Raw genomic sequence first — 11,654 nt, forward strand, 5'->3', positions numbered from 1 at the left:
CGCGGACCGCGGACCGGGACACCCGGGACAAGGTTCAGGCAGGCCGCAGCCACACCGTCGCCAGCGGCGGCAGCGTCAGCCGGACGCTCGCAGGCCGACCGTGAAGGCCCTGCGGCTCCGGCTTGACCGGGTCGGGATGGGCGACACCGCTGCCGCCGTACCCGGCCGCGTCGGTGTTGAGGACCTCGTGCCAGGCCGGGACGTCGTCGGGCGCGCCGAGGCGGTAGTCGTGGCGGACGAGTGGGGAGAGGTTGGAGACGGACAGCAGCGGGACGCCCTCGGCGTCGTAACGCAGGAAGGCGAAGACGTTGTCCTCGGCCGCGTCCCCCACCACCCACTGGAAACCGGCGGGGTCGGTGTCCAGCTGCCAGAGCGCCGGGGCCGCGCGGTAGACGGTGTTCAGGTCGCGGACCAGGTCCCGGACACCCCGGTGGTCGGCCTCGGCGCCGTACGCCGGATCCAGCAGCCACCAGTCGGGACCGTGCGCCTCGGACCACTCCGCGCCCTGGGCGAACTCCTGCCCCATGAAGAGCAGTTGCTTGCCCGGATGGGCCCACATGAACGCCAGATACGCGCGCAGGGCGGCGCGCTGCTGCCACCAGTCGCCAGGCATCTTCGACACCAGCGAGCGCTTGCCGTGCACGACCTCGTCGTGGGAGAGGGGCAGCACGTAGTTCTCGCTCCAGGCGTACACCAGCGAGAAGGTCATCTCGTGGTGGTGGTACTTGCGGTGCACCGGCTCGTGACTCATGTACTCCAGCGAGTCGTGCATCCAGCCCATGTTCCACTTCAGCCCGAAGCCGAGCCCGCCGAAGCCGCTCGGACCCGGATGGTGCGTGGCCCGGGTGACACCGTCCCAGGCCGTGGACTCCTCCGCGATCGTGACGACCCCGGGGCTGCGGCGGTAGACCGTCGCGTTCATCTCCTGGAGGAACGCCACCGCGTCCAGGTTCTCCCGGCCCCCGTGCTCGTTCGGGGTCCACTGGCCCGCCTCGCGGGAGTAGTCGAGGTACAGCATCGAGGCGACGGCGTCCACGCGGAGGCCGTCGATGTGGAACTCCTCGCACCAGTACACCGCGTTGGCCACCAGGAAGTTGCGCACCTCGCGGCGGCCGTAGTCGAACTCCAGCGTCCCCCAGTCGGGGTGCGCGGCCCGCAGCGGGTCCTCGTGCTCGTACAGCGGACGCCCGTCGAACTCCGCGAGGGCCCATTCGTCGCGCGGGAAGTGCGCCGGCACCCAGTCCATCAGGACGCCGATGCCGGCCCGGTGCAGCGCGTCCACCAGGTACTTGAAGTCGTCGGGTGTGCCGAGGCGGGCGGTGGGGGCGTAGAACCCGGTGACCTGGTAGCCCCACGAGCCGCCGAAGGGGTGCTCGGCGACCGGCATCAGCTCGACATGGGTGAAGCCCAGGGCCCGGACGTACGCGGGCAGCTGCTCGGCGAGCTGACGGTACGTCAGGCCCGGTCGCCAGGAGGCCAGATGGACTTCGTAGACGGAGAACGGCGCCTCGTGCACGGGTATCTCGGCCCGCCGGGCCAGCCACTCCTCGTCGCCCCACTCGTAGTGCGAGGCGTGCACGATCGACGAGGTCGCCGGCGGCACCTCGGTGCGCCTGGCCAGCGGGTCGGCGCGCAGGGTGTGCGAACCGTCGGGGCGGGTGATGTCGAACTTGTACAGTTCGCCCTCGCCGATGCCGGGCACGAACAGCTCCCAGACCCCGGACGAGCCCAGTGACCGCATCGGATACCCCGTGCCGTCCCAGAAGTTGAAGGTGCCGGCCACTCGCACCCCGCGCGCGTTCGGCGCCCACACGGAGAAGGCGGTGCCGCTCACACCCTGGTGGGTCGTCGGACGCGCACCGAGCACCGTCCACAACTGCTCGTGCCGGCCCTCGCCGATCAGGTGCAGGTCCAGATCGCCGAGCGTCGGCAGGAATCGGTAGGCGTCCTCGGTCTCCAGGACGGTGTCCTCGTAGGTGACGAGGAGCCGGTGGACCGGGACCTCGCCGAGCGGCAGCAGGCCGGAGAAGAAGCCGTCGCCGTCGTCGTGGAGTTCTGCGCGCAGGTCCCCCGCCAGCACCGTGACCGACCGCGCGTACGGGCGCAGCGCCCGGAAGACGACCCCGCCGGGCACCGCGTGCGCGCCGAGCACGGCGTGCGGGTCGTGATGGGTGCCGTGCAGCAGGCGTTCACGGTCGACGGGCCCGATGGCGGGGTCGATGACGGGGACGGGGCCGGGAACGGTGTCGGCCTCGGGGACCCCGGGGCCGGGAACGGTGTCGGCCTCAGAAAGGGCGTCGGCCTCGGGGACGGTGTCCATGGGGTCCTTCACCGGCTCGTTCGCGGCGACCCCGTCGATCGGCGCCGGCACTGCGGCGGGCGCTGCCGTCTCGGGCTTCGCGGTAGCGGCGGCCGCCACCCCGTCCGGCGTACCCGCCACCGGCGCTTCCGGCGTACCCGCCACCGGCGTCTCCTCGGCCCGCTTGCTCGCCGGGTTGTCGACCGCCGTGTTCTCGGACGCCGCCTTCCTGCCCGTCGTCTTCCTGCTCGCCGCCTTCTTGGCCGCCGCCTTCTCGGTCACTGCTTTCTTCGCGGTGGCCTTCTTCTTCGGGGGAGTCACGTACGGAGCCTCCTCAAGGCAGGTCGGGTGCGGCGAGGCGGTGTATCGCGGACAGGGGTACGGGGAGCCAGTCGGGGCGGTGCCGGGCCTCGTAGACGACCTCGTAGACCGCCTTGTCCGTCTCATGGGCCCGCAGCAGCACGGGGTCGGTGCGCGGGTCGACGCCCGCCACCTCGGCGTAGCCGGAACAGTAGGCCGCCCGGCAGGCGTGTGCCCAGGCCGGGGAGGGAGGGTCCGCCGAGTGGGCGGCGTAGTCGAAGGAGCGCAGCATGCCCGCCACGTCCCGCACGGTCGGCTGGGGCATCCGCCGCTCGGCCAGCGGCCTGGCGGGCTCCCCCTCGAAGTCGATCAGCGACCACTCCCCGGAGGCGGAGCGCAGGCACTGACCGAGGTGCAGATCGCCGTGGACGCGCTGGGCGGTCCAGGTGTGGCCCTCGGCCGCGAGGTCCGCCAGCGCGGTGAAGGCGGTGCGCAGCGCCGGCGCGTAGGGACGCAGCGCGGGCACCGCCTGCGCGGCGGCGTCCAGCCGCTCGGTCATGCCGTCCACCATCGGACGTATCTGCGCCTGTCCCAGGGTGGCCGTGGGCAACGCCCGGGCCAGCGCGCCGTGCACCTCGGCGGTGGCCCGCCCCAGGGCCCGGGCCTCGGTGGCGAAGTCCTCGCCCTTGGCCAGTTCCCGCAGCGCCAGTTCCCAGCCGTCCGCCGCGCCCTGCACATACGGCTGGAGCACGGCCAGGACGTACGGCTCGCCCTCGTCCTCACCCGGGTCGCCGTACATCCAGGCGGTCGGCGCGGGCACCCGGGCGCAGCCCTCACGGGCCAGCGCCAGCGGCAGCTCCAGGTCGGGGTTGACGCCCGGTACGACCCGGCGGAGCAGCTTGAGAATGAACGTATCTCCATAGATGACGGACGAGTTCGACTGCTCGCCCGTCAGCCGGCGCGGCACCAGGCCCGACCGGATCTCCTGACCTGGGTCCCGCTCGCAGCGCAGTCCGCCGATCCGGGCCCCGGTGCGCAGGGCCTCCAGCAGCACCTCGGCGGGCCGGGTGTCGTACAGGGCGTCGAACACCGTCCGCCCGGCCAGCGGACCCTGGGTCACATGCCCGATCAGCGCGGGCGCCAGCCGGGGCGGCAGGGCCTCGCGGGTGCCGATCAGCAGCTGGTAGCAGTCGCCGGGCCCCGCCGGCTGATGGGCGCGCACCAGCAGGTGGTACAGCCCCAGTCTGGTGTGGGCCGGCAGCAGCTCGGTGGCCGCCACCAGCGAGAAGCCGGTGACCGGACGGCCCTTGCCGGCGAACCAGCGCTGCCGGGGCAGCCACTCCCGCAGCAGGGGGTCGAGCGAAGCGAGAAGGCCGGGGTCGGTCCGGCCGGAAAGTGTGACAGTCGCCGCCATAGGTGTCACATTCCTTTCCCCGGGGGGCGGGGTCGGGGCGTTACTGTTGCGTGCCCCGGGCGGGGCGGTGGAAACCGCCCCGCCCGGGCTTTCAGGACGCGTCCCTGCGCAGCCTGAACCAGTAGAAGCCGTGGCCCGCCATGGTGAGCAGGTACGGCAGGTCGCCGACCGCCGGGAAACGGACGCCGCCGAACAGCTCCACCGGGTACCGACCCTTGAACCGGCTCAGGTCCAGTTCCGTGGGCTGCGCGAACCGCGAGAAGTTGTGCACGCACAGCACCAGGTCGTCCTCCCCCTCCTTCGTCAGGGGAGCCTCGCGCAGGAAGGCGAGGACCGCCGGGTTGGAGGACTGGAGTTCGGTGTAGGTGCCGAGGCCGAAGGCGGGGTTCTGCTTGCGGATCTCGATCATGCGCCGGGTCCAGTGCAGCAGCGAGGAGGGCGACGACATCGACGCCTCCACGTTCGTGACCTGGTACCCGTAGACGGGATCCATGATGGTCGGCAGAACCAGCCGTCCGGGGTCGCAGGAGGAAAATCCTGCGTTGCGGTCCGGTGTCCACTGCATAGGGGTGCGGACGGCGTCGCGGTCGCCGAGCCAGATGTTGTCGCCCATGCCGATCTCGTCGCCGTAGTAGAGGATCGGCGAGCCGGGCAGGGAGAGCAGCAGGGCGGTGAAGAGCTCGATCTGGTTGCGGTCGTTGTCGAGGAGGGGTGCGAGCCGGCGGCGGATGCCGATGTTGGCGCGCATGCGCGGGTCTTTCGCGTATTCCGCGTACATGTAGTCGCGTTCCTCGTCGGTGACCATTTCGAGGGTGAGCTCGTCGTGGTTGCGCAGGAAGATGCCCCATTGGCAGCGCGAGGGGATCGCGGGGGTCTTCGCGAGGATTTCGGAGACGGGGTAGCGGGATTCCCGGCGGACCGCCATGAAGATGCGGGGCATGACGGGGAAGTGGAAGGCCATGTGGCATTCGTCGCCGCCGGAGGCGTAGTCGCCGAAGTAGTCGACGACGTCCTCGGGCCACTGGTTGGCCTCGGCGAGGATCACCGTGTCCGGGTAGTGGGCGTCGATCTCCTTGCGGACCCGCTTGAGGAACTCGTGGGTGGCCGGCAGGTTCTCGCAGTTGGTGCCCTCCTCGGCGTAGAGGTAGGGCACGGCGTCGAGGCGGAAGCCGTCGATGCCCAGGTCCAGCCAGAACCGCAGCGCGGAGATCATCTCCTCCTGGACGGCCGGGTTCTCGTAGTTGAGATCCGGCTGGTGGGAGAAGAAGCGGTGGAAGAAGTACTGCTTGCGGATGGGGTCGAAGGTCCAGTTGGAGACTTCGGTGTCGACGAAGATGATGCGGGCGTCGGCGTATTGTTTGTCGTCGTCGGCCCACATGTAGTAGTCGCCGTAGGGTCCGTCGGGGTCTTTCCTCGATTCCTGGAACCACGGGTGCTGGTCGCTGGTGTGGTTCATCACGAAGTCGATGATGACGCGCATGCCGCGTTGGTGGGCGGCGTCGACGAACTCGACGAAGTCGGCGAGGTCACCGAATTCGGGGAGGACGGCGGTGTAGTCGGATACGTCGTATCCGCCGTCCCGTAGGGGGGATTTGAAGAAGGGCGGCAGCCAGAGGCAGTCGACTCCCAGCCATTGCAGGTAGTCGAGTTTGGCGGTGATGCCTTTGAGGTCGCCGACGCCGTCACCGTTGCTGTCCTGGAAGGAGCGGACGAGGACCTCGTAGAACACGGCGCGTTTGAACCACTCGGGGTCGCGGTCCTTGGCGGGTGTGTCCTCGAAGGTGTCCGCAACGGGCTCGTTGACGATCATGATGTGGGTGACCCTCCGATCTGCGGGTTGGACGGTCGCAGGACGGTGAGTACGTGCGCGGGCCGGGTGCCCGGTTCGAGGCGCACGTAGTTGGCCCTGCCCCAGTGGTAGGTCTCGCCGGTGAGCTCGTCGCGCACCGGCACCGACTCGTGCCAGTCCAGGCCGAGTTGCGGCATGTCCAACGACACCGTCGCCTCCTGGGTGTGGTGGGGGTCGAGGTTGACGACCACCAGAACCGTGTTCGAACCGCTCTTCTTCGAGCTCCTCTTCGAGTAGGCGATCACCGCTTCCTTGTCGGTGGGATGGAAGTGCAGATCGCGGAGTTGGTGCAGGGCCGGGTTCGCCCGCCGGATCTCGTTGAGCCGGGTCAGCAGCGGGGCGATGCTGCGGCCCTCCCGTTCGGCCGCCGCCCAGTCACGGGGCTTGAGCTGGTACTTCTCCGAATCGAGGTATTCCTCGCCGCCTTCCTTCAGCGCCGTGTTCTCGCAGAGTTCGTAGCCGCTGTAGACGCCCCAGGTCGGCGAGAGGGTCGCGGCCAGGACGGCGCGGATCTCGAAGGCGGGGCGGCCGCCCTGCTGGAGATAGGCGTGCAGGATGTCGGGGGTGTTGGCGAACAGATTGGGCCGCATGTAGGAGGCCGCGTCCCCCGAGAGTTCGGTGAGGTACTCCGTCAGTTCCTGCTTGGTGTTGCGCCAGGTGAAGTAGGTGTACGACTGCTGGAAGCCGATCTGGCCGAGAGTGTGCATCATCGCGGGGCGGGTGAAGGCCTCGGCGAGGAAGATCACGTCGGGGTCGGTGCGGTTGACGTCCGCGATGACCCGTTCCCAGAACACGACCGGCTTGGTGTGCGGGTTGTCCACCCGGAAGATCCGCACCCCGTACGACATCCAGTGCCGCAGGACCCGCACGGTCTCGGCGACGAGACCGTCCAGGTCGGCGTCGAAGGCGATCGGGTAGATGTCCTGGTACTTCTTCGGCGGGTTCTCGGCGTAGGCGATGGTCCCGTCGGGCCGGTGATGGAACCACTCGGGGTGTTTCTGCACCCAGGGGTGGTCGGGGGAGCACTGCAGGGCGAAGTCGAGGGCGATCTCCAGACCGAGCTCGCCCGCCCGCTCCACGAACCAGGCGAAGTCCTCGATGGTCCCCAGCTCCGGGTGGACGGCGTCGTGGCCGCCCTCCGGTGAGCCGATCGCCCAGGGCACGCCGACATCGTCCGGGCCGGGATCGAGGGTGTTGTTGCGGCCCTTGCGGAACGTCGTGCCGATGGGGTGGACGGGCGGGAGGTAGACGACGTCGAAGCCCATCGCGGCGATGGCGGGGAGCCTGCGCGCGGCGGTGCGGAAGGTGCCGTGCGGGCGCTCGGGGGTGCCCTCGGAGCGGGGGAAGAACTCGTACCAGGCGCCGTACAGGGCGCGTTCGCGCTCCACCAGCAGCGGCAGCGGCTCCGACGCGGTGACCAGCTCCCGCAGCGGATACCGGCCGAGCACGGCGTCGACCTGCGGCGTCAGCGCCGCCGCCAGCCGGGCGAAGGCCGGGCGGGTCTCGTCGCGCAGTGCTTCGGCCGCCGTCAGCACCACGGCGCGTTCGGGGCCCTCCGGCACTCCTGCGGCGGCGCGTCCGTACAGTCGCGCGCCCTCTTCCAGGACCAGCTCGGTGTCCATCCCGGCGGGGATCTTGATGCGGGCGTGGTGGCGCCAGGTGGCGACCGGGTCGCTCCAGGCCTCCACGGCGTACGTCCAGCGGCCCGTGGCGTCCGGTGTGACGTCCGCGCCCCAGCGGTCGGTGCCCGGGACGAGTTCACGCATCGGTGTCCAGGGGCCCGGGTTGCCGTCCGGATCCCGCAGGACGACGTTGGCGGCGACGGCGTCGTGTCCTTCCCGGAACACGGTCGCCGAGACCTGGAACGTCTCACCCGTGACCGCCTTGGCGGGCCGGCGACCCTGCTGGACGAGCGGGCGGACGTCCAGGACGGGTATGCGCCCGACGACGGTCGCGTCGCCGCCCGAGGAGGATCGCTCCGGGGCCGGCGGACCGGGTGCGGGCGTGAGCACCGGCACGGGCGCTTCCTTTTCCGGGCCGTCGCGGCCGTCGGGGACGTCGGCGCTGCCGGTGCTCTTGCCGTTCTTGCTGTTCTTGTTGTTCTTGGTGCGAGGCGTCGGGGGTGATGACGGGTGGTGCCTTGCTGGCATGACCGCTCCTGTCCGCATCAACGGGGGGTAGGCGGATGGATGTGGTGGGGAGGGGGTCCTGCGAAGGAGTACCGGAGGAGCCTTCCACCCTATTCGGGTGAGCAATCCGGCACGTTGTTAACTCCTCGTGCCGTTGTTGGTGCACAAAACCGGCCCCGTTCGAGGGGAACGGAGCCGGCCTCGGAACTCCGTCAGGTGGACGGTGGGACCTGGAGCAGTTTGTTCGGCGCACCGGTTTTCCGGCCGGAAACCTTGCCGTTCGCCGCCCCCGTGACGAGCGCCCGCGCGATCTGAGCGGGCGTGGTGTTCGAGTGGTCGGCGAGATGGAGCGCGGCCGCGCCCGCCGCGTGCGGCGCCGCCATGGACGTACCGGAGCGGGTCACCCGGCCGGTGTCGCTCGTGTACGACGCGGAGATGATCGGCAGATGGCTTCCGCCGACGGAACCGGGCAGACCGGCGCCGACTGTCTTCCCCTCCGGTGCGGCGTGCGCGGGCAGGGTGCCGGCCGAAAGGACCACGCTCGTGACGACCGCGGTCAGGCCCCCCACCCGGCGCAGACGCCGTGTTCGCGTCCGTGCCATGGTTCGAGTTCCCCTCCTCGACTCGGCGTACGACGGCTCCGCCGACTTGTCCGACTTCACCGGGTACGCCACTGGGCAGCCTCTCGTGCGGGGCGAAGGGCCACAAGGTGGCCTACCGGGACGGAACAGGTTTCGGCCCGTTGTCGCGGGTCGGGCCGAAAAGCGTGGGGCCGCGGGCGGCCAGCCATCAGCGGGCCCCGGGTCGGCGCCGGTACCTTCGTAGACGACGTGGACGCACACCGCCGTGCGTCTCTTCCTCACGCACGCCGAGGTGGAATGTGAAGGCGATCCGTCGATTCACCGTCCGACCCCTCCTCCCCGAACCCCTGCGGCCACTCAGCGATCTGGCCCGCAACCTGCGCTGGTCCTGGCACGCGGAGACCCGCGACCTCTTCCAGTCCGTCGACCCCGAGCGCTGGGCCGTCTCGGACGGCGACCCGGTGCGACTCCTAGGCGGCGTGCGCCCGGCACGCCTGACCGAGCTCGCCGGGGACCGCCGGTTCCTGCGCAGGCTGAGTGCCGCCGCCGACGACCTGCACGACTACCTGACCGGCGACCGCTGGTACCAGGCGCAGCCGGGTACCGCCGGGCTGCCCGCCGCCGTCGCCTACTTCTCACCCGAGTTCGGCGTCGCGGCCGCCCTGCCCCAGTACTCCGGTGGCCTCGGCATCCTGGCCGGCGACCATCTGAAGGCGGCCAGCGACCTGGGCGTCCCGCTGATCGGCGTGGGGCTGCTCTACCGGCACGGATACTTCCGTCAGACGCTCTCCCGGGACGGCTGGCAGCAGGAGCACTATCCGGTCCTCGACCCCAACGAGCTGCCGTTGACCCTTCTGAAGGAGGACGACGGCACCCCCGCGCAGGTCTCGCTCGCCCTCCCCGCGGGCAAACAGCTGCACGCCCGGGTCTGGCTGGCCCAGGTCGGCCGGGTCCCGCTCCTCATGCTCGACTCGGACGTCGAGGAGAACGACCTCGGCGAACGCGGGGTGACCGACCGGCTCTACGGCGGCGGCAGCGAGCACCGGCTCCTCCAGGAGATGCTGCTGGGCATAGGAGGTGTCCGGGCGGTACGCACGTACTGCCGGCTGACCGGCCACCCCCCGCCCGAGGTCTTCCACACCAACGAGGGCCACGCCGGCTTCCTCGGCCTGGAACGGATCGCCGAACTCTGCGACGAAGGGGTGGAGTTCGACGCCGGACTCGAGGCGGTCCGCGCCGGCACGGTCTTCACCACCCACACCCCCGTCCCGGCCGGCATCGACCGCTTCGACCGTGAGCTGGTGGCCCGCCACTTCGGCCCCCAGGCCGAACTCCCGCGCATGGACGTCGACCGCATCCTGCGGCTGGGCATGGAGACCTACCCCGGCGGTGAGCCGAACCTCTTCAACATGGCCGTGATGGGTTTGCGGCTGGCGCAGCGTGCGAACGGCGTGTCGCTGCTGCACGGCCAGGTGAGCAGGGAGATGTTCTCCGGCCTGTGGCCCGGCTTCGACCCGGACGAGGTGCCGATCACCTCCGTCACCAACGGTGTGCACGCTCCGACCTGGGTGGCCCCGGAGGTGCTGCGGCTCGGCGCCCGCCAGTTCGGCTCCGGACGCGCCGAGGACGCCCTGAGCGTCGGCGGCTCCGACCGCTGGGACGCCGTCGCCGACATCGCCGACCAGGACATCTGGGAGCTGCGCCGCGAACTGCGCGAGCAACTGGTGGTGGAGGTGCGGGAGCGGCTGCGCGCCTCCTGGCGCCAACGGGGCGCGGGCACCGCCGAACTCGGCTGGATCGACGGCGTCCTGGACCCGGACGTCCTCACCATCGGCTTCGCGCGCCGCGTCCCCTCGTACAAACGTCTGACCCTGATGCTGAGGGACCGAGACCGTCTGATGGATCTCCTCCTGCACGCGGAACGGCCGATCCAGATCGTCGTCGCGGGCAAGGCGCATCCGGCGGACGACGGCGGCAAACGCCTGGTCCAGGAACTGGTCCGGTTCGCCGACGACCCGCGCGTGCGGCACCGCCTCGTCTTCCTGCCCGACTACGGCATGGCGATGGCGCAGAAGCTCTACCCCGGCTGCGACATCTGGCTGAACAACCCACTGCGCCCCCTGGAGGCCTGCGGCACGTCCGGCATGAAGGCGGCGCTCAACGGCTGTCTCAACCTCTCCGTGCTGGACGGCTGGTGGGACGAGTGGTTCCAGCCCGACTTCGGCTGGTCGATCCCCACCGCGGACGGCATCGGCACCGACCCCGACCACCGCGACGACATCGAGGCGGCGGCCCTCTACGACCTCCTCGAACAGCGCATCACCCCCCGCTTCTACGAACGCGGGCAGGCGGGCCTGCCCGACCGCTGGATCGAGATGGTCCGCCAGACCCTCACCCTGCTCGGTCCGAAGGTGCTGGCGGGACGCATGGTCCGTGAGTACGTCGAGCGGCTCTACACGCCGGCCGCCCACGCCCACCGGACGATGACGCCCGACACCGCGCGCGAACTCGCCGTCTGGAAACAGCGGGTGCGCTCGGCCTGGCACGCCGTGCAGGTGGACCATGTCGAGACGTCGGTGGCCACCACCACCGCCGAACTCGGCACGACCCTCGCGCTGCGGGTCCGCGTCGGCCTCGGCGACCTCACCCCCGACGACGTCGAGGTGCAGGCCGTCTCGGGCCGGGTCGACGAGGAGGACCGCATCACGGACGCGACGAAGGTCCCCCTGAAGCCGGCCGGCGGCCCCGACCTGGAGGGCCGCTGGCTGTACGAGGGCCCCCTGTCCCTGGACCGCACGGGCCCCTACGGCTACACGGTCCGCATCCTCCCCGCCCACCGCCTCCTCGCCTCGGGCGCGGAGTTGGGCCTGGTGGAGGTTCCGTCCGAGGAGGCGGTGGAGGGGGCGGGAGTCATCCTGCGGTAACCGCCCGCCGCCGACCGCCCGCCCGAGGCGCCGACGTGATGACGTCGGCGCCTCGGTGCCGTCGTCGGTTCCGGGCGAGGGACGCCGACGCGCTCGTCGGCCGTTGCCGCGGTTCCCGGACGGCGGGCGGGGCTGACGCGATGGGGCGGGGGATAACC

The 11,654-nt window shown here is 70.8% G+C and carries 6 protein-coding genes; 1 reads left to right on the forward strand and 5 read right to left on the reverse strand.

Annotation, left to right across the window (positions count from 1 at the left end; translation table 11 throughout):
• Positions 1-34: 34 nt before the first annotated feature.
• From glgB to QF030_RS40645, 5 genes are all read right to left on the reverse strand, one after another.
• On the reverse strand, positions 35-2,320 hold the full coding sequence (gene glgB / locus QF030_RS28735; RefSeq protein WP_307167728.1) for a 1,4-alpha-glucan branching enzyme: 2,286 nt from the start codon (positions 2,318-2,320) through the stop codon (positions 35-37).
• A 313-nt stretch (positions 2,321-2,633) separates the two neighbouring features.
• Complete coding sequence (locus QF030_RS28740) at positions 2,634-4,013, reverse strand: maltokinase N-terminal cap-like domain-containing protein (protein ID WP_307165487.1); 1,380 nt, start codon at positions 4,011-4,013, stop codon at positions 2,634-2,636.
• Positions 4,014-4,104: 91 nt separating this feature from the next.
• The gene (gene treS / locus QF030_RS28745; protein ID WP_307165488.1) at positions 4,105-5,823 is read right to left on the reverse strand and encodes a maltose alpha-D-glucosyltransferase; all 1,719 of its coding nucleotides are present in this window, start codon (positions 5,821-5,823) and stop codon (positions 4,105-4,107) included.
• The gene (locus QF030_RS28750; protein ID WP_307165489.1) at positions 5,820-8,012 is read right to left on the reverse strand and encodes an alpha-1,4-glucan--maltose-1-phosphate maltosyltransferase; all 2,193 of its coding nucleotides are present in this window, start codon (positions 8,010-8,012) and stop codon (positions 5,820-5,822) included. The genes treS and QF030_RS28750 overlap by 4 nt, the downstream gene beginning before the upstream one ends.
• 191 nt (positions 8,013-8,203) lie before the next feature.
• Positions 8,204-8,593 carry a S8 family serine peptidase gene (locus tag QF030_RS40645; RefSeq protein WP_373428821.1) on the reverse strand — a complete coding sequence of 130 codons (390 nt, stop codon included), beginning with the start codon at positions 8,591-8,593 and terminating at the stop codon, positions 8,204-8,206.
• Between the two features lie 278 nt (positions 8,594-8,871).
• Between QF030_RS40645 and QF030_RS28760 the strand changes: the two genes are divergently transcribed.
• Entirely contained in the window at positions 8,872-11,496 is a 2,625-nt protein-coding gene (locus QF030_RS28760; protein ID WP_307165490.1) for a glycosyltransferase family 1 protein, read from the forward strand.
• Positions 11,497-11,654 lie beyond the last annotated feature (158 nt).

The sequence above is a fragment of the Streptomyces rishiriensis genome (assembly GCF_030815485.1).
Classification (GTDB): Bacteria; Actinomycetota; Actinomycetes; order Streptomycetales; family Streptomycetaceae; genus Streptomyces; species Streptomyces rishiriensis_A.

Coding starts and splice junctions, on each gene's coding strand:
- glgB (WP_307167728.1), bottom strand. CDS start 2,320: ATGGACACCGTCCCCGAGGCCGACGCCCTTTCTGAGGCCGACACCGTT.
- QF030_RS28740 (WP_307165487.1), bottom strand. CDS start 4,013: ATGGCGGCGACTGTCACACTTTCCGGCCGGACCGACCCCGGCCTTCTC.
- treS (WP_307165488.1), bottom strand. CDS start 5,823: ATGATCGTCAACGAGCCCGTTGCGGACACCTTCGAGGACACACCCGCC.
- QF030_RS28750 (WP_307165489.1), bottom strand. CDS start 8,012: ATGCCAGCAAGGCACCACCCGTCATCACCCCCGACGCCTCGCACCAAG.
- QF030_RS40645 (WP_373428821.1), bottom strand. CDS start 8,593: ATGGCACGGACGCGAACACGGCGTCTGCGCCGGGTGGGGGGCCTGACC.